Origin of the sequence: Catenulispora sp. MAP12-49, assembly GCF_041262705.1 — a bacterium.
Lineage (GTDB): Bacteria > Actinomycetota > Actinomycetes > Streptomycetales > Catenulisporaceae > Catenulispora.
This window is the reverse complement of record NZ_JBGCCP010000017.1, coordinates 23343-40284: the sequence shown is the minus strand read 5'-3', so window position 1 is coordinate 40284 and position 16942 is coordinate 23343. Positions and strand designations below refer to the sequence as shown.

The 16942-nt window shown below is 71.0% G+C and carries 15 protein-coding genes; 10 read left to right on the top strand and 5 right to left on the bottom strand.

What is annotated here, in order from left to right; genetic code table 11:
- Positions 1-93 precede the first annotated feature (93 nt).
- Both ABIA35_RS27685 and ABIA35_RS27680 read left to right on the top strand, forming a co-directional pair.
- The gene (locus tag ABIA35_RS27685) at positions 94-2367 is read left to right on the top strand and encodes a putative bifunctional diguanylate cyclase/phosphodiesterase (RefSeq protein WP_370341639.1); all 2274 of its coding nucleotides are present in this window, start codon (positions 94-96) and stop codon (positions 2365-2367) included.
- Between the two features lie 88 nt (positions 2368-2455).
- Positions 2456-3019: a DUF6304 family protein gene (locus ABIA35_RS27680; RefSeq protein ID WP_370359846.1), complete on the top strand. Its 564-nt coding sequence runs from the start codon at positions 2456-2458 to the stop codon at positions 3017-3019.
- Positions 3020-3032: 13 nt separating this feature from the next.
- On the opposite strand, the gene ABIA35_RS27675 is transcribed toward ABIA35_RS27680, so the two are convergent.
- Positions 3033-3845, bottom strand: coding sequence for an alpha/beta fold hydrolase (locus ABIA35_RS27675; RefSeq protein WP_370359845.1), 813 nt, complete (start codon positions 3843-3845; stop codon positions 3033-3035).
- A 95-nt stretch (positions 3846-3940) separates the two neighbouring features.
- Between ABIA35_RS27675 and ABIA35_RS27670 the strand changes: the two genes are divergently transcribed.
- The 3 genes from ABIA35_RS27670 to ABIA35_RS27660 are packed head-to-tail and all read left to right on the top strand — an operon-like array spanning position 3941 to position 6788.
- Positions 3941-5320: an FAD-binding oxidoreductase gene (locus ABIA35_RS27670; protein WP_370359844.1), complete on the top strand. Its 1380-nt coding sequence runs from the start codon at positions 3941-3943 to the stop codon at positions 5318-5320.
- A complete protein-coding gene (locus ABIA35_RS27665; RefSeq protein ID WP_370359843.1) occupies positions 5317-6435 on the top strand; it encodes a (Fe-S)-binding protein in 1119 nt (372 codons plus the stop codon). The genes ABIA35_RS27670 and ABIA35_RS27665 overlap by 4 nt, the downstream gene beginning before the upstream one ends.
- Positions 6432-6788 carry a hypothetical protein gene (locus ABIA35_RS27660; RefSeq protein WP_370341633.1) on the top strand — a complete coding sequence of 119 codons (357 nt, stop codon included), beginning with the start codon at positions 6432-6434 and terminating at the stop codon, positions 6786-6788. Before ABIA35_RS27665 ends, ABIA35_RS27660 begins: the two co-directional genes overlap by 4 nt.
- Here the strand turns inward: ABIA35_RS27660 and ABIA35_RS27655 are convergent.
- The 3 genes from ABIA35_RS27655 to ABIA35_RS27645 all read right to left on the bottom strand — a co-directional run bounded on the left by ABIA35_RS27655 (position 6779) and on the right by ABIA35_RS27645 (position 9537).
- Complete coding sequence (locus tag ABIA35_RS27655) at positions 6779-7378, bottom strand: HD domain-containing protein (RefSeq protein ID WP_370359916.1); 600 nt, start codon at positions 7376-7378, stop codon at positions 6779-6781. The two genes, ABIA35_RS27660 and ABIA35_RS27655, sit on opposite strands and share 10 nt — an antisense overlap.
- 70 nt (positions 7379-7448) lie before the next feature.
- On the bottom strand, positions 7449-7952 hold the full coding sequence (locus ABIA35_RS27650; protein ID WP_370341631.1) for a hypothetical protein: 504 nt from the start codon (positions 7950-7952) through the stop codon (positions 7449-7451).
- Positions 7953-8022: 70 nt separating this feature from the next.
- Complete coding sequence (locus ABIA35_RS27645) at positions 8023-9537, bottom strand: carbohydrate binding domain-containing protein (RefSeq protein ID WP_370359842.1); 1515 nt, start codon at positions 9535-9537, stop codon at positions 8023-8025.
- Positions 9538-9846: 309 nt separating this feature from the next.
- Between ABIA35_RS27645 and ABIA35_RS27640 the strand changes: the two genes are divergently transcribed.
- The 3 genes from ABIA35_RS27640 to ABIA35_RS27630 all read left to right on the top strand — a co-directional run bounded on the left by ABIA35_RS27640 (position 9847) and on the right by ABIA35_RS27630 (position 13790).
- Complete coding sequence (locus tag ABIA35_RS27640) at positions 9847-11373, top strand: hypothetical protein (RefSeq protein ID WP_370359841.1); 1527 nt, start codon at positions 9847-9849, stop codon at positions 11371-11373.
- A 193-nt stretch (positions 11374-11566) separates the two neighbouring features.
- A complete protein-coding gene (locus ABIA35_RS27635; protein ID WP_370341627.1) occupies positions 11567-12283 on the top strand; it encodes a hypothetical protein in 717 nt (238 codons plus the stop codon).
- Positions 12284-12572: 289 nt separating this feature from the next.
- Positions 12573-13790 (top strand): ROK family protein, encoded by a 1218-nt coding sequence (locus ABIA35_RS27630; RefSeq protein WP_370341626.1) that lies wholly within the window; start codon positions 12573-12575, stop codon positions 13788-13790.
- 562 nt (positions 13791-14352) lie between these two features.
- Here the strand turns inward: ABIA35_RS27630 and ABIA35_RS27625 are convergent.
- On the bottom strand, positions 14353-15273 hold the full coding sequence (locus ABIA35_RS27625) for an AraC family transcriptional regulator (RefSeq protein ID WP_370359839.1): 921 nt from the start codon (positions 15271-15273) through the stop codon (positions 14353-14355).
- Between the two features lie 121 nt (positions 15274-15394).
- Between ABIA35_RS27625 and ABIA35_RS27620 the strand changes: the two genes are divergently transcribed.
- Entirely contained in the window at positions 15395-16255 is an 861-nt protein-coding gene (locus tag ABIA35_RS27620) for an NmrA family NAD(P)-binding protein (protein ID WP_370359838.1), read from the top strand.
- A 55-nt stretch (positions 16256-16310) separates the two neighbouring features.
- Entirely contained in the window at positions 16311-16904 is a 594-nt protein-coding gene (locus ABIA35_RS27615; RefSeq protein ID WP_370359837.1) for a GNAT family N-acetyltransferase, read from the top strand.
- Positions 16905-16942 lie beyond the last annotated feature (38 nt).

Here is a 16942-nt window from a genome sequence, read left to right as displayed (position 1 = left end):
GCCGAGGTGTGGGAGCGCGGGAGCGCCGGCTCGGGCGGGGCACAGGGGGCGGCCGCGCCGCGCGCCTCAGCCTCTTCAGCGGATGATGATCCCGTGGAAACCGGCCCGGCCGCAGCAACTCCGGACATGGCCGCCGACGACCCCGACTCCCACCCGGACCGCCCCCTCATCGCCGGCCTGGTGGACGTCCGCTTCGCCACCACGACCGACCCGGCCGCCCGCGAGACCGCCGACTTGTCCAGCTTGGCGCCCCCGTCGCCGGCCGCCGTGCCCTCGGCCGCCGACTCCGACATCGGCCCCACCGAGACCTTCGCCCGCGCCTGGGCCGTGGCCCTGTCCGCCGCCGCGGCCACGCCTCTGGGCTTCGAGCACTCCCTGCGCGTGGTCACTCCGCTGGCCGAGCAGGTCGTCGCCGTGCCCGACGATCCCGAGCTGGCCCGCAAGATCGGCGTGCAGGCCGCCGGCGCCCTCATCGACGCGCACTGCTTCCAGGGCGCCTGCGTCGCCACCTCCATCGAGGTGATCGACCGCCACCTGCCGCCCTATCTGCGTCCGGAGACGCGTTCGGCGCTGCGGGCCGGCCTGGCCTCGGCCTTCGCCGAGGGCCTGCGCGAGCGTACCCGGGCCGAGCAGGCCTCCATCCACGAGGCGGTGCTCACCGCCTACCGGGCCGGCGAGGCGCGGTTCCGCACCGTGTTCCGCAACGCGGCGCTGGGCATCGTCATCACCGACAAGCACGGCCAGGTGCTGGAGGTGAACCCGGCGCTGGCCGAGATGCTCGGCGTCGACGCCTACGCCGCGCGCGGCCGCACCATCAGGAACCTGATCGACCCGACCGAGCCGGGGGAGTACTGGCGCGGCTACAACGCCCTGCTGGCCGGGGAGCAGACCGAGGCCGAGGCCGACACCCGCATCCGGCGGCTGGACGGGGGCGTGGTGTGGACCCACGTGCGCACCACCGCCGTGCGCGACGACAGCGGCGACGTGGCGCTGGTGATCGCGCTGCACGAGGACGTCACCGAGCGCCGGCGCGCCACCGACCAGCTCCGGCACCAGGCCACCCACGACGCCCTGACCGGTCTGCCGAACCGGGTCCGGCTGCTGGACGCGGTCGAGGAGCTGCTGTGCAGCGCCGGCCCCGAGGACCGCCTGGGCCTGTGCTTCCTGGACCTGGACGGCTTCAAGGGCGTCAACGACACCCTCGGCCACCAGGCGGGCGACGAGCTCCTGACCGAGATAGCGCACCGCCTGTCGGCCGCCACCGACCCCCGCCGCCACGTCGTGGCCCGCATGGGGGGCGACGAGTTCGTGATCCTCTTCCGGCGCACCCAGGGCCCGCAGTCGGTGTTCCCGGTCATCGAGAACGTCCTGGAAGCGGTCCGCCAGCCGGTCCTGCTCGACGGCCACACCGTCACCGTCACCGCCAGCGCCGGCCTGGTCGAGCGGCCCGCCGCCGGGGCCGAGGCCACCGAGCTGCTGCGCGCCGCCGACATCACGCTGTACTGGGCCAAGTCCGCCGGCAAGGCCGATTTCGCCCTGTTCGACGAGGACCGCAACGCCCGCGAGGTCCACCGCTACGCCCTGGCCCAGGCGCTGCCGGCGGCCCTGGAATCCGGCGAGATGTTCCTGGACTACCAGCCGATCGTGGCCCTGGCCGGCGGCCGCCCGCCGGCCGTCGAGGCCCTGGTCCGCTGGCGCCACCCGGAACGCGGCCTGCTCAAGCCGGAGGAGTTCATCCCGGTCGCCGAGGAGACCGGCGCCATCGTCGAGCTCGGCCGCTGGGTCCTGGACCGCGCGGTCCACGACGCCGCGTCCTGGCCGGACGGCCCGGCGGTCGCGGTGAACGTCGCGGTCCGCCAGGTGCACGACTACAGCCTGGTCCACGAGGTCGCCGCCGCCCTGGAAGCCTCCGGCCTCCCGCCGCGGCGCCTGTGCCTGGAGATCACCGAGACCGCGCTGATGGACACCGAGGAGCGCGACGCCCTCGACGGCCTGCCCGGCCCCGGCACCCTGCACACCCTGGCCGACATGGGCATCGGCATAGCGGTCGACGACTTCGGCACCGGCTACTCCAACCTGGCCCGCCTGCGCGACCTGCCCGCCACCTCGCTGAAGATCGACGCATCCTTCGTCGCCGACCTCGGCAGCGAGGCCGGCGGCTTCGCCGAGTCCGTGATCACCAGCCTGGTGGCCATGGCCCACGCCGCCGGCATGACCGTCACCGCCGAGGGCATCGAGACCCCGGACCAGGCCCGCCGGCTGACCGCCCTCGGCGTCGACTACGGCCAGGGCTTCTACTACTCCAGGCCGGTGCCGGCCGCGCGGATCGAGGCGGTGCTGGAGCGGTTGGCCGCCGGGGCGCCGTAACCCCGCCTGCCGTGGCCATACTGGTCGCCATGGCCGATGGACTCCTCTACCGCGAGCCGCAACGCTACCCCGCGGTCGTCACCGACAGGTGGGGCCGATTCGAGACGACACTGGTCAACGACGGTCAGGACTTTGTGCTCCTGCTCCGTGGCAATCGCTTCGAATCACGCTCGAGTGGAGAATGCCGGTGCGTGTCGCGTTCCCGAATGCCGGACCGGCCGAGATGGATCTCGACGCGCGGTTGGCGCTGGGCGATCCGCTGCCGCGCCGCGGGTTCAGGGTGGACGTGGTGCTGACCCTGCGCCTGCCGACCGGCGACGTGGAAAACGCAAAGCCTCATGAAGGCCATGAAGGCCATGAAGACATGGAGCAGGCGCTGCTGGACCTCCAGCGCCAACTTCCCGCCGGCGTTCGCATCCTGGCGTGCATTTCCTGCGCATTCTCCGACTACCACCCCGCCGGCTGGGGCTTCATCGGCACGATGGCCTGTTTCCGCGGCGCGAAGGACGCATACCGTCCGGTGGAAACCAAGCGTGCCCTGTTCCAGGTGTGGGATCAGCGCAGCGGATTCGTGCAGGAGACGTTCTTCTGTGCCGACTACGAGCCCCGTCGACCAGGCGCCGGCTATCGCGGTTGGCCGTCGTTTCCCTGAGCGCTGCCCCGAATCAGTGCTTGGCGAGGAACTCCAGCACCACAGGACCGGCGACCTCGCGGAACTCGTCGAAGTAGGCGTGCCGCGCCCCCTCGATCAGCGCCAGCCGCGCGTTCGGGATCCGCTCGGCGATCAGCGGGGCGTTGGCCGCCGGGTTGAACACGTCGTCGGTGCCGTGCACCACCAGCGTCGGGGCGGTGATCGACGGCAGCACGTCCCAGGCGTCGTGCTTGCCGCTGGCCGTCAGATGCCGGCCCTTGGCGTAGACGGGCATGTCCGGATCGCCGGCCACGTAGTAAGGCCCCTGATGTGCCGCCAGCCAGCCCGGCGTGTACATCAGCTCCAGCAGGTACCGTTCGGCCGCACCGCGATCGGCCTGCGCCAGCGCCTGCCGAACCGGACGGTCCCGCTCGATCGCGTGCGCCCCGCCCGGCGACGTGCAGCCCAGCACCAGCGCGCCGACGCGCTCCGGGTGGTCGGCGGCCAGCCACTGCGCGACCCGGCCGCCCATCGAGGTGCCGTAGACCTGCGCCCGCTCGATCCCCGCCTCGTCGAGGACCGCCACGACGTCCGCCGCGAAACCCCTGGTGCTGTAAGGCTCGTCGGGCTTGTCACTGGCTCCGGTGCCACGCCAGTCCAGGGTGATGGTGCGATAGCCGGCGGTCTCGAAATCGGCGCGCGCCGAGTCCCACCAGCGGTGGGTGTTGGACTGCCCGGCCAGCAGGACCAGCGGGATGCCGCTGCCGGCGCCGGCGTTGGCGCAGGCGCTCTGGTAGGCGATCACGGTCCCGTCCGCCGCGACCGCTTTGCCCGCCTGGAATGTCATGCCGGCCATCCTCGCACCGATGGCGTTTTCGATGCTCGGCGCCTGATCGGTGGCCGCCGTGACCACGGTCGCGGGCGGTCTGCCAGGCTGGGGCCATGACCAAGATCCCTCCCGCGGTGATCACCGATCTGCGGGCCCTGCTGGGTGAGCGCGTGCTCACCGAGACCGGCGCGCTCGCTGCTTATGGGCGCGACGCCACGCCGCTGTTCCGGCACGCGCCGGACGTGGTGGTGCAGCCGCTGACCACCGAGGAGGTCGCCGGGGTGATGCGGATCGCGACCCGGCACCGGGTCCCGGTCACCACCCGCGGCGCCGGGACCAACCTGTGCGCCGCCACCGTGCCGCTGTCCGGCGGGATCGTGCTGTCCACGACGCGGATGACCGCCCTGACGGAGGTCAGCCGCGACGAGATGCTGGCGGTGTGCCAGCCCGGCGTCACCGCGGGCGCCCTGAACCGCGCGGCGGCGGCCGTCGGGCTGGTCTACGTCCCCGACCCGGGCAGCAAGGAGGCCTCCACCGTCGGCGGGAACGTGGCCACCTGCGCCGGGGGACTGCGCGGCCTGAAGTACGGCGTCACCCGCCAGTACGTGCTCGGCCTGGAGGCGGTCCTGCCCGACGGCGAGGTCATCCGCACCGGCGGCCGGCTGGTCAAGGACGTCGCCGGCTACGACCTCACCCGCCTGCTGGTCGGCTCCGAGGGCACCCTGGCGGTGATCACCGAGATCACCATGGCGCTGGTCCCGAACCCCGCCGCCGCCCGCTACGGCGTGGCCTACTTCGAGTCCATGGCCGACGCCTCCGAGGCGGTCCGCGACATCGTCGCCTCCGGCCCCGCCCCGGCCACCCTGGAGTTCATGGACGCGGTCTGCATCGCGGCCGTCGAGGACTTCGCCCACCTGGGCCTGCGCCTTGACGCCGGAGCGCTGCTGCTGTTCGGCGACGACGGCGAGCCCGACGCGGTCGACCGCTCCGTGGCCCGCATGGCCGAGGTCTGCGGCAAGCGCGCGACCCACATCGAACTCGCCGAGTCCGTAGCCGCCGCCGAGGACCTCCTGGCGGCTCGCCGCTGCAACCTGCCGGCCCTGGCGCGCAGCGGCAGCATGACGATCCTGGAGGACGTCACGGTGCCCCGCCCGAAGCTGGCCGAGATGGTCGCCTTCGTCGCGGCCACCGCGGACAAGCACGGCGTCCGCATCGGCACCTTCGGCCACGCCGGCGACGGCAACCTGCACCCCACCGCGGTCGTCGACGGGGACGACCAGGCTGCCACCGAGGCGGCGATGGCCGCCTTCGACGAGATCTTCCACCACGCAGTGGATCTCGGCGGTACGATCACCGGCGAGCACGGCGTGGGCGCGGCGAAGCTGCCCTACCTGGAACACCGATTGGGGCCCGAGCAGATGGCGCTGCTGCGGCGGATCAAGGGCGCGTTCGACCCGCTCGGCCTGCTCAACCCCGGGAAGCTGGGATCGTGAGCGAGCAGACCGGCCCCGAGCAGAGCAGCCCCGAACTGACCAGCCCCGAGCAGACCAGCCCCGGCGACGGCGGCCCCAAGGGCATCTTCAGCAAGGACCTGCTGGATGCCTGCATCTCGTGCGGCTTCTGCCTTCCGGCGTGCCCGACCTACGCGATGACCGGCCAGGAGCAGTCGTCCCCGCGCGGCCGCATCACCTTGATGCGCCTGCTGGAAACCGGCGATCTGGCCCCCGACGACGCCACCCTCGCCGAGGAGTCCTCCCTCTGCCTGGGCTGCCGCGCCTGTGAGACGGTGTGCCCGGCCGGCGTCCAGTACGGCCACCTGCTCGAGGAGTGGCGCGACGAGCAGTGGAGCGGCCTGAAGCGGCCGTGGATCGTGCGGCCGCTGCTGCTGGTCGCGAACCGCAAGTGGGTCCTGCGGACTCTCGGCCTCGTGCGCCGCAGCGCCCGCAGGCGAAGCGGCGCGGCCGACCAGCCGACCCTCATGCTCGGCTGCTTCGAACGCGGCCTGTTCCCCTCGGTCAGCCGCGGCATCGCCGCCCTGGACCCGGATCTCGCCGTCGACCCGGACCAGGGCTGCTGCGGCGCGCTGCACGCCCACAACGGCGAGCTCGAACAAGGCCGCGACCTGGCCCGCAAGCTCGGTGAACGCCTTCCCGGCACCATCGTCACCACCAGCGGCGGCTGCGCGGCACACCTGGCCGACGTGATCGGGCGCGAGCGCGTGGTCGAGGCCTCCGAGTGGCTGCTTAAGCAGAACCTTGATGTCAGTGAACGTCCTTTGCGTGTCGGCCTGCAGGACAGCTGCCACCTGCGCAACGGCCTCGGCGTCTGGAAGGAACCCCGCGAACTCCTCGGCCGCACCGCCACCTACGTCGAGCTCCCCTCCGCCGGCTCCTGCTGCGGCGCCGCCGGCACCTACGCCCTGGTGCGCAAGAAGGAGAGCAAAGCCATCCTGGCCAAGAAGATCGCCGAGATCGAGGCCGCGGACCTCGACCTGGTGATCGCGGTCAACCCCGGCTGCCTGCGCCAACTCCAGACCGGCTTGCGCAAATCCCAAAGCCGGACCAAGGCCGTGCACATCGTCGACTACCTGCGAGGGCACAAGGCATGACCGCACCGGAAGTCCTCGACGCCTCCTTCAAAGGCCTGCCCCTGCACGCGAACGGCCTGGTCCTGCTGAACGCCGGCCGCCGCGACGTCTCCCACGACGCGGGCCTCCCGGTCCCCCTGGCCGCCTGGCGCGCCGCCACCGACACCCCGGTCGAGCTCGACGCCGCCGCCCACATCAGCGCCCTGAGCGATCAGCACGCCTTCCTGCGCGTCGACCCCGCCAGCCCGCTGGCCGTCGGCGACCTGGTGGCCCTCGGCGTCTCGCACCCCTGCATGACGCTGGACCGCTGGCGCCTGTTCCTGCTCGTGGACGAGGACTACGACGTCATCGGCGGCGCACGCACCTACTTCTGAACCACGGGAGCCCCAGGAGCCACGGGCCCCAAGGGATAGCCCATCTGGTACGCCAACCGCTCATCGGCCCCGTCGCCGATCTCCGTGAGCAGCGTGTCCAACTCCAGGAACTCGTCCCAGACCTCGCGTCCGGTCTCCGCCGCCAGCCGCGCCACCACCAGATCCTCCAGATCGGTGCGCCGCTTGCCCTTCCACACGGTGTCGGCGAGGCTCACCAGCAGCTCGTCGAGGGTGGAGTCGGTGCTCAGCGTCGAGTGGTTCGCCGCGTACTTGGCCAGTTCCGGTGCGATTCCGTTGGCCAGCAACAGATCGCGGCCCGCGGGTTCGTGCTGTGATCCGGGGCCGGACAGCTCGCCCGGGTGCAGTGCCTTGCCGATATCGTGCGTTGCCGCCCCGAACAGGACGGCGTCCGCGTCTATCGGCAGCTCCCGCTTCGCGGTCCAGGCGACCAACTGCGCTGCGACATCGTGCACCGCCCGCAGATGCGCGACGAGCCGTGGCGGAGCCTGGACGTCGCGCAACAGCTCTGCCGCGCGCACCGGCAGCGGACGCAGTACCGGCCGCGTCGTCTCATCCAGCGCGATCGGCAGAACCCAGGGAGCGGCAGCGGAAGCGGCATCGGCGGCGGCAGCGGCGGAAGCAGCGGCATCGGTCACCGAGTCAGGCTAGCTGCGCCAGCCCCGAAGGCACATCCGGCAGCCCCACCGGACCCGTCGGCAGCACGTCGGCCAGGTAGGCGTCCATGTCAGGCTTCTCATTCATCAGCATGTGCCGGATCCACGCCGACCGCTCGTGGACCAGCACCGCGAGCTCGTACACGCAGCCGATCACCGGCGGCGTGACCGGGGCCAGCTTTCCGGGATCCTCGTCCGGGCTGCCCAGGAACGGCACCCCGCCGGTCGCGAACTGTCCGTAGATCACGTTGTCCCAGTACCAGCTGTAGACGTTCAGGTGCAGTCCCGCGCCGCTGCGGAACAGCACGGTGAAGGCCGCCGGCGGCGTCTCGTCGCGCGGGGCGAGCATGCCGGGGATCAGTGCGGCCGCGGCCTGCTCCCAGTCCTCGCGGATCGGGTTCGCGTCGCGGGCGATGTGGTAGCGCTTGACCTGGCGGCCGTCGATGACGTCGGTGCCGGCGTGCCAGGCGATGGGGGTCGGGTAGCTCATGGACCGACCGTAAGAGGGCCTCACTGACATCTTCTGTCAGTGAGGCCCTGCCAATCTTCAGTCGCGGTGCTCAGCCGGTGTACTGCACCAGGATCTTGGTGAAGTCCCAGGGGTTCTGCGTCACGCTGGAGCACGCGCCGTCGGCCCAGTTGTGCGGCACGCTCGGGTCGCAGGCCCGGTCCCGGTTGGCCGACCAGTACGAGAACCACGCCGGGTGGTTCGCCTTGGCGAAGCCCAGCAGCGCGGTGAAGTCGCTCTGCTGGAACAGCTCCGAGGGCTGGTCGGTGTGGCCGTTCATGATCTGCAGGCCCAGGTGCGACCAGGCCTGAGCGCTGCTCCAGCCGTAGATCGACTGCAGCTGCGAGATCGCGTCGTTCGCGATCGCCTCGGTCTGGGCGACCTCGGTGCCGGAGGTCAGGCCGGTGTCGAAGTCCATGATGTTGACGACGTCCAGCCGCGCGCCGGCCGCCACCGCCTGCTTGATCTCATCGGTGCCCGAGCCCGGGAAGCCGACCGTGGTCATCGGGATCGTGAGCGAGACCACCAGGTTGGGGTTGTTCTGCTCCAGGATCTTGATGGCGCCGAAGCGCACGGCCGTGTTGCTGTCCAGCGCGGTGTTCTCGTAGTCGAAGTCGACGTGCTTGAGCTGGTACTTGGTGATCACCTGCTGGTAGGCCGCGGCCAGGGCGCTCGCGCTGCCGCACGAGGACCCGAGCTCGGTGCCGTTGTAGCCGCCGAAGGACACCGCGGCGTCGCCGCCGGCCGCCCGCAGCGCGCTGATGTCGGCCAGCACGGCGGTGTCGGAGGAGACCGGCGTCGAGGCGTTGCCGCCCCAGGCCGGCGTGCAGCCTCCGGAGTCCAGGACGAAGGCCAGGTTCAGCTGCTTCTCGCCGGCGTTGACGATGTCCGAGATCGCCTGCGGGCTGTTGTCCAGCGGCATGAAGTACGCCGGGTGGTTGAACCCGGTGTTCGGCGGGGGCGGGGGAGTGGAACTGGTCGACGAGGTCGGGGTGGTGGGTGTGGTCGGCGGCGTCGACGGTGTCGTGCTCGGCGTCGTCGAGGGCGTCGTGCTCGGGGTGGTCGGCGGGGTGCTCGAGGAGCCCGAGCCGGCCGGGCCCAGCAGGCTGACGTCGTCGCCGTAGTACGTGCCCTGGCCGTACCAGCCGTGCAGGTAGACCGTGACGCTCGTGGTCGAGGCCCCGGTGGTGAACGACGTGGTGAGCTGGTTCCAGGAACCGTTGCTGCTCCACGTGCTGGGATCGGTGCCGCCGGTCCCGCTGGCGCCGAGGTACACGTAGCTGCCCTGCACCCACGCCGACAGCGAGTACTGCGAGTTCGGCTGCACGCTGATGGTCTGCGTGCACTGCGCGTCGTCCGAACCGGCCGGCGTCGCGCTGAGCGCGTGCGACCCGGAGTGCACCGGGCTGGACACCACCGATCCGCTGTTGGCACTGCACGTCCACCCGGACAGCGTCCCGGTCTCGAACCCCGGGTTCGCCACCAGGTTCGCGGCGGCGGCGTTCGCCCCGCTCGCCGCCAGCGCCACGCCCGCGGCAGCCAGAGCCCCTGCCGCGACCACACTCACCACACCAGCGGTCCGCCGCGAACCCGCCGGCGGCCGGCCTCTGCTTCCTGCTGTACTGAGCTCCCTGTCCATCAGGTCTCCTCGTTGCTGCGTCTCCTGAGCGACCCCGCCAGGTGGAGCGTGGACTAGACCATTCCCAGCGTCAAGGGTCTACACCAATTCATTGCCTGGCCAAGGGGGTTGTGGGCCGGAACGAGGCGGTTTGGCTCAGGGTCCTGCTCATGCGCGCGGCGTTTGCGTTGGGCCGCGGTGCGCGCGTAACGCGTGAGCACGACGGCCCGCCGACGCCTGAGGCCCTTTGCTGTGGGCATGACCGTCGTTGCGCCACCGCCGACCTCGCAGGACACCACGCAGCCCGCGCCCCGCCCCGTGGGGCATCAGGCATCGCATTCGGCACCGCACTCGGCACCGCACCCGGCACCGCGTCCGGCCACGTGGTGGCGGCGCCCCACGCCGTGGCTCATGAAGGCGTTCACCGCCGCGGCCGTCGCGGCCTCCGTGCTCTTCGCCGTGATCGCCGCCCTCGCCGCGTCGAACGTCCGCTCCGGCTTCGACGCCATCGGCACCACCGAGGAACCGCAGGTCTCCGCCGGCAACGACCTGATCTACGCGCTCAACGACATGGACGCCAACCTCGCCAACATCCTCATGGTCGGGGGCAGGACCCTCGGGCCCGGCGTCGATCGCGCCGCCTTCACCAAGCTCTTCGAAGCCGACCGTGCCGAGGCCGACCACGACCTGCAACTCGCCGCCCTGCACGCCGGCGCCGGGGGCACTGGCGCGCAGCAGGTCGGGAACGCCCTCAACGCGCTCGGCGACTATGAAGCCCTGGCCGCGCAGGTGATGTACGTCGACACCGGCTCCGCCGCCCGCCCCGCCGGAGAGCTCCCGCAGGCCGAGTCGGCCCAGTTCGCCCAGGCCACCGACCTGATGCGCAGCGCGGTCCTGCCCGCGGCGCAGGCCGTCGCGCAGACCAACGGCGCCGCGCTGGAATCCTCCTACCAGAACCGGCACGGCCTGGCGCAGCAAGCCGTCTGGTGGATCGTGCTCACCGGCGTCGTCGCGCTGGCCGCCCTCGTCGGCTTCGAACTCTGGCTCACCCGCCGCACCCGCCGCACGCTGAACCCGGCGCTGATCGGCGCCACGTTCCTCACGCTCGTCGTGATGGTCTGGGGCGCCGTCTCCATGAGCTCGGCCGCCGAACACCTGCGCGCGGCCAAGAAGGACGCCTACGACTCCGTCGCGGCCCTGTCCGCGGCCAAAGCCGAGAGCACCGACGCCAACGCCGACGAGAGCCGCCTGGTCGTCGATCCCTCGCACGGCCCGCAGTATCAGGCCTCGTTCCTGGCCAAGAGCCGCGCGCTCCTGGACCCCGGCCCGAACGTCACCCTGGACACCTACGACGCCGCCGTCCGCACCGATCTGGACGCGTACTTCAACGACCCCGCCCACCCGGTCGGCTTCGGCGGCTACTTCGGCACGGAGATGAAGAACATCACGTTCCCCGGCGAACGCGCCGCCGCCGAACAGATGCTGCGCACGTATCAGACCTACGAACTCGACGACCGCGTCTTCCGCCAGAAGCTCGCCACCGACGTGCCCGAAGCGGTCCGCTTCGACACCAGTCCCGCCGCGTCCGACTCCGACGGTGCGTTCACCGCCTACGCCGCGGCGGTCCAGAACGTCATCGACATCAACGCGAAGGCCTTCACCACCAACATCGACGCCGGCCAGGAGGAGCTGGCGCTGTGGCGGTGGCTGCCGCTGGCGGCGTGTCTGCTGGCGATCGGGTGCGCGGTCGGCGGGGTTCGTCCGCGACTGGCTGAATACCGCTGACATGGCTGGGTAATGGGCCGCAACCGCAGGTGACGGCGTTGAACGTTCCGTGACGGCGCCGTTCGGTTGGTGTGAGGATTCCGACCCGGAGCATTTGGGGTTCGTTTGCGCAGATCTGGCTTTGTCATCCCCTGGGTATTGTGTACCCGATAAACACGAGTCATGCGCGAAAGCGCGGGGAGAGTGCATCGGGATGCGGAACACCGCAGACGTCCGTTACACGTACACCAGTTGGCAGACCGCTTACCCCGGACACGCCGTCGACTTGACCGAGCTGGAGTTTCCACCGGTCCGCTACGACGACGGCGTGGACGCCGCCCTCCAACTGCTGGACCTCGGCCCCAGCCCTCGCACCGAGGTCGTCGCCGAGCTCCGCGACGACCTGCGCGGCGGGCTGTACGCCGCGGAGGATTTGGAGTGCGCGTACTCGGCCGTCCTGTACCCGGAGCCGAACCGGACCGCCGAGCACGTATGGGTCGGCTTCTCCGTCTTCGACAACCGCGACGAGCCGGTCACCCCGGCCGAGGCGCTCGCCGAGGAGATCCTGGACCCGGCCAAGCACGACGTCGTCTCCGAACGGATCAAGGACATCGACCTGCTGGACGGCCCCGCCGCGCGGGTGTTCCAGACCACGGTCACCCGGGACGTGCCCAGCGAGACGTTCCACTTCCAGCCCAGGCTGACGGTGTGCGGGACGGCCTGCGCGGCCGGCGCCCGGTACGTGATCCGCGGCAACGCGACCAGCGCCGCGCTGGTGGACACCCTGGACAGGGTGGTCATGGCCTGGGCCCGCGGGGTGTCCTTCGGGGTGCCGATCGGGGGTGTCGCGCGCGGCGCTGCGGAGCTGGTGACCACTGGGCCGGCCATCTCCTTCCAGCCGGGTTCCGCGCCGCTTCCGCCGCTGGGGTGAACGCGGTGCTCGCGCGGTAAGCGTCGCGAGTGACACAAGTGGCGGCTGCGGCCGTCGTGGCCGCCGTGGCCCCCTCGGAACCCTCCGAGGGGGCCACAGGCGTGTGCGTCGCGCCACATCGGCAGGCCCGGGCTACTTCGGTCTCCGATAGTTCTGGCGGGCCCGTGGCGGGTGCTGTGCGGCGGGGTACCCGATCGCAGGAAATCCGTGCAGGTGGGAAGGGGTCGCTCAACGTGTCCCCTTGACCGCTACAGCAGGTCCGCCCTACAGTTCCCGCGATGTTACATCGATGAACGATGCAAGAATGGCGGACGGCGTGACGCAGCTCCGGTTCACCCAGAAGGGGACCAAGAGTTCCCTTCGTGCGCGCAACGACGTGCTGGTGCTCCAGTGCGTCGCCGCGGGTGAGGGCCGGTTCTCGCGCACCGACGTGATCCGGGAGACCGGGCTGCCGACCGCCACCGTGTCGGAGATCGTCAGCGATCTGATCGAGCGCCGGCTGGTTCGCGAGGCCGGCCGCGAGGCGCAGCCGGTCGGCAAGCCCCGGGTGCTCCTCGATCTGGACGACGCGCACCACCGCTTCATCGGCGTGCAGGTGGCCAACGAGCGCATCACCGCCAGCAGGTTCACCCTCAACGGCCACATGGAGCAGACCGAGACGGTCTCGCGCCCGCTCGACGCGCCGGCGCTGACCGCCGTCCCGGACATGGTGCGCCGCATGGCGGCGCCCACGCCGGGCCGCATCACCGGGGTCGGCGTCGCGGTGCCCGGCATCGTCGGCGACGACGGCGTGATCCGCGAGGCGGTGAACTACGACTGGCACATGGTCTCCATGGGCCACGAACTCTCAGAGCTCTGCGGCGGCCTGCCGGTCCACGTGGTCAACGACGCCAACGCCGTCGCCCTGTCGGAGGTCGCGCTGGTCGCAGACCGCGACAAGACGGTCGCGGTGCTGTGGATCGGCACCGGAATCGGCGCCGGCATCGTCCTGGACGGCCGCCTCTACCACGGCGGCAACTTCCGCAGCGGCGAGATCGGCCACATCGACATCGGCACCTCGCTGCGCTGCCGCTGCGGCCTGATCGGCTGCCTGGAGACGGTCGCGGTCCAGCCGGTCATCCTCGGCGACGCCTCCGAGGAGACGGTGGCCGGCTACCTGTCCGGCGGCGACGGCCAGGACGCCCGCGCCCTCGGCGAGCGCGTGAACCGGGCCGCCCGCGAGGTGGCCCGCCTGCTGTCCACCCTGGCCGGCACCCTGGACGTCACCGAGTTCATCCTCGGCGGCCCCATCGCCGGCGACCCCCTCGGACCCGCGCTGATGCGCGAGATCAACGACCTGCTGGCGCTGCGCGTCATGTCAGGCTTCGAACAACTGGTCCTGCGCGCCTCGACCCTGGGCACCCACAGCCTGGTGTTCGGAGCCGCGGCCCACGCCATCCGCCAGGAGCTCGGGGTCGTCATCACGATGCCCGCGGGCGCCGACGAGGCCGGTGATAGCGCGGCCTAGCCACGAGCCACCTTCCGCACCCCAGACGGTGCCGTCCCGAATTCCTGAGCCGGGACGACGCCACCCGGTGCCGCCCCGAATTCCTGAGCCGGGGCGACTCCGCGGAAGCCGTCCCGCATTCCTGAGCCGGGGCGGCGTCCGGACAGCGCCGCCCCGAATTCCTGAGCCGGGGCGGCGCTGTTGGTGTTTTTTGGGGTTGGTTGAGGCACTTGTTTCGCGCTGGCGGGCGGCGGCTGGCGGCTGGCGGTTTGCGTGTTCACGGGCGCGCGTGGGTCCGAGTCACTGCGCATGCGTTGGTCTGGCGGGTGTCTGCCGCGTTTGGTGGGTGCCTAAGATCAAAGGCAGGTGCCTCCGGCGGGTGCTCTACAGCGGGGGGCGCCCCCTGCGGACCTCCTGAAGGCGGCGGCCCGCGACTGTTCGGCTTTGTTTTCGTGCGTGGGCGCGCCGCGTTGTTCGGTGGCGGTGCTGCTTGTGGTCACCGTGTTCGGGGGACCCGGAACAACCCCCCCTCTATGGGATGCGGGACCCACGTGTCACACGGTGGTCGGCTGTCGCGGGCCTCTCAAGCCGCCTTCTCGTCTCGCCGATACCGGCCCGGTGCGATTCCGAACTCGCGCTTGAACGCCTTCGCGAATGCGAACTCCGACGCGTACCCGACCCGTTGCGCCACCGTGCTCAGCGGGGCGTCGGACTCGCGGAGGAGGCGGCCGGCGATCGTCATGCGCCACCATGTCAGGTAGGTCAGTGGTGGTTCGCCGACCAGGGCTGTGAATCGTTGGGCGAAGGCTGAGCGGCTCAGGCCTGCGCGGTCGCCGAGTTCTGCGACGGTCCAGGTGCGGGCCGGGTCGTCGTGCAGGTCTGTCAGGGCGGTGCCGATTGCGGGATCGGTGAGGGCGCCGGGCCAGCCCAATGCGGTGTCGGCGCGGGATGAGCGTTCGATCCAGCCTCGCAGGATCAGGAGCAGCAGGGCGTCTACCAGTGCCGGGACCACGCCGTCCTGGCCCGGGTGTGCCTGTTCCAGTTCCTGGCCGAGTAGGGCGACTGTCGCGGCCAGGCCTGGTGTCTCCTCGGCGCGTAGCAGCAGGAGGTCGGGCAGTTGTGCCAGCAGCGGGTGGGGGCGTGCGCGTCCCAGTTGGTAGGCGCCGCAGATCAGTAGCGATCGTTCTCCGGGTCCTTCGACGTCCACCCGTCCGATCGTCTGGCCCGGGCGCCATGCTGCCGGGCGGAAGTCGCGCAGGGGGGTTGCCGGGTCGTCGGCGAGGGCGACCGAGTTTCCGTGGCGTACCAGGGTCACGTCTCCGACGGTCATCGGGACCGGTTCGCCGTCGGGCGGCAGTAGCCAGCACTGGCCGCGTAGCAGCACGTGGAAGGTCGTGCCGCCGACGGCCGCGAATCGCAGGCCCCATGGTGCGCGCACCTCGGTGCGGGCCGAGCGGGCCTGGCCGGTGCGCATCGCCGTGAGGGCGTCGGTGAGTACGTCCATGCCTCGATGCTAGCGCTGGGGCGGACGATCGGACATGTTTTGCGGACTCGACGACATTCATCATCCGGCGTTGTCGACCTACCGTTGGAGACGTCACCGAGAGAACGAACTCAGGGAGCTGATGAAGATGACGATCCTGGTGATCGGGGCCACCGGTAAGACCGGCCGTCCCGTGGTGGAGGCGCTTGCCGCCCGGGGCGCGAAGGTCGCCGCCGCCAGTCGCAACCCCGAGACCGGCTTCGGCGGCTCCCGGGAGGACGGCGTGGTGCCGGTGCGCTTCGACTGGGACGACCGCGACACCTGGGCGCCGGCGCTGGAGGGCGCCGAAGCTCTTTATATCGTCGGCCCCTATGCCCACCCCACCGGCGAGCGCCTGGTCGCCGACCTCTTGGCCGAGGCCCGCGACACCCGCCGTGTGGTCCTGCTGTCGGTGATCGGTGCCGAGTTGCTGCCGCAGGAGGCGATGATGGCGCACTGGGAGCGTGCGGTGCGGGCCTCTGGCAAGGAGTGGACGATCCTGCATCCCAACTGGTTCTTCCAGAACTTTGGTTCCGGGTTCCTGCCGGCTCTGCGTGACCGGGGTGTGCTCGCGCTGCCGGCCGGGCAGGGTGCGGTGAGCTTCGTCGACACTCGTGACATCGGCGAGGTGGCGGCTGCGGCGCTTACCGAGGACGGTTATGGCGGCCAGGTCCTGACCATTACCGGGCCCGATGCTCTGACCTATGCCGAGGCCGTCGCAATGCTCGGCGACGTTGCGGGGCGGCAGATGGCCTATCAAACCGTCGAGCCGGAGCAGGCCGAGGCGAATTCGCGCGCGGCCGGGGCTGGGGAGCGCACCATCATCGCTCAGCGCGGCCTGTTCCAGGTCATCCGTGACGGCGGCAACGCGCCGGTGACCGATGTCGTCCGGCGCGTCACCGGTCACGCGCCGCGCAGCTTCGCGCAGTACGCCGCCGAGTATGCCGAGCTGTGGCGGCATTAATGCGCTAGTACAAAATGGATTGCCACTAGTTCAATAACGGGATACCCTCACGATCATGACAGCGAAGACGCCCGCGCCGATCACCCTGACCGGATCCCACATCCGCCTGGAGCCCCTGACCCGAGGTCACCTCTCGGATCTGTTCGAGGCCGGCGGCAACGACGACGCGGTCTGGCAGTGGCAGGGCGGGCCGACGCCCCGGAGCGAGGAAGAGCTCGGGGCGAAGCTGGACACGCTGCTTGGTGACAGCTCTTTTGTTGCTTTCGCTGTCATCCTGCTCGCTACTGGGAAGGCTGTCGGTTGGACCACCTACCTCGACATCAGTCCGGTCGACGAGAGGCTGGAGATCGGCTGGACCTGGTACGGCAGCGCGTACTGGCGCAGCCCGGTGAACACCGAGGCCAAGCTCCTGCTCCTCACCCACGCTTTCGAGGACCTGGGCATGGGGCGTGTGCAGTGGAAGACCGACCACCTGAATCAGCGGTCGCAGAACGCGATCGCGCGGCTTGGGGCGCAGCGTGAGGGTGTCTTGCGCAGGCACCGGTTGCGGCCCGACGGGACGTTCCGGGACAGCGTCTACTTCTCGATGCTCGCTGACGAGTGGCCGCCGGCCAAGGCGCGCCTGAGCGAGCGGCTCGCGCGGGGCTGAACCAATGACCGCGGCCCGCTGTCCACGGGGGATGGCGG

Bases quoted from the DNA above. Each gene is read 5' to 3' on its own strand.
- ABIA35_RS27675 (WP_370359845.1), bottom strand. From the start codon at position 3,845: ATGACATTCCAGGCGGGCAAAGCGGTCGCGGCGGACGGGACCGTGATC.
- ABIA35_RS27670 (WP_370359844.1), top strand. From the start codon at position 3,941: ATGACCAAGATCCCTCCCGCGGTGATCACCGATCTGCGGGCCCTGCTG.
- ABIA35_RS27660 (WP_370341633.1), top strand. From the start codon at position 6,432: ATGACCGCACCGGAAGTCCTCGACGCCTCCTTCAAAGGCCTGCCCCTG.
- ABIA35_RS27650 (WP_370341631.1), bottom strand. From the start codon at position 7,952: ATGAGCTACCCGACCCCCATCGCCTGGCACGCCGGCACCGACGTCATC.
- ABIA35_RS27640 (WP_370359841.1), top strand. From the start codon at position 9,847: ATGACCGTCGTTGCGCCACCGCCGACCTCGCAGGACACCACGCAGCCC.
- ABIA35_RS27635 (WP_370341627.1), top strand. From the start codon at position 11,567: ATGCGGAACACCGCAGACGTCCGTTACACGTACACCAGTTGGCAGACC.
- ABIA35_RS27630 (WP_370341626.1), top strand. From the start codon at position 12,573: ATGAACGATGCAAGAATGGCGGACGGCGTGACGCAGCTCCGGTTCACC.
- ABIA35_RS27625 (WP_370359839.1), bottom strand. From the start codon at position 15,273: ATGGACGTACTCACCGACGCCCTCACGGCGATGCGCACCGGCCAGGCC.
- ABIA35_RS27620 (WP_370359838.1), top strand. From the start codon at position 15,395: ATGAAGATGACGATCCTGGTGATCGGGGCCACCGGTAAGACCGGCCGT.
- ABIA35_RS27615 (WP_370359837.1), top strand. From the start codon at position 16,311: ATGACAGCGAAGACGCCCGCGCCGATCACCCTGACCGGATCCCACATC.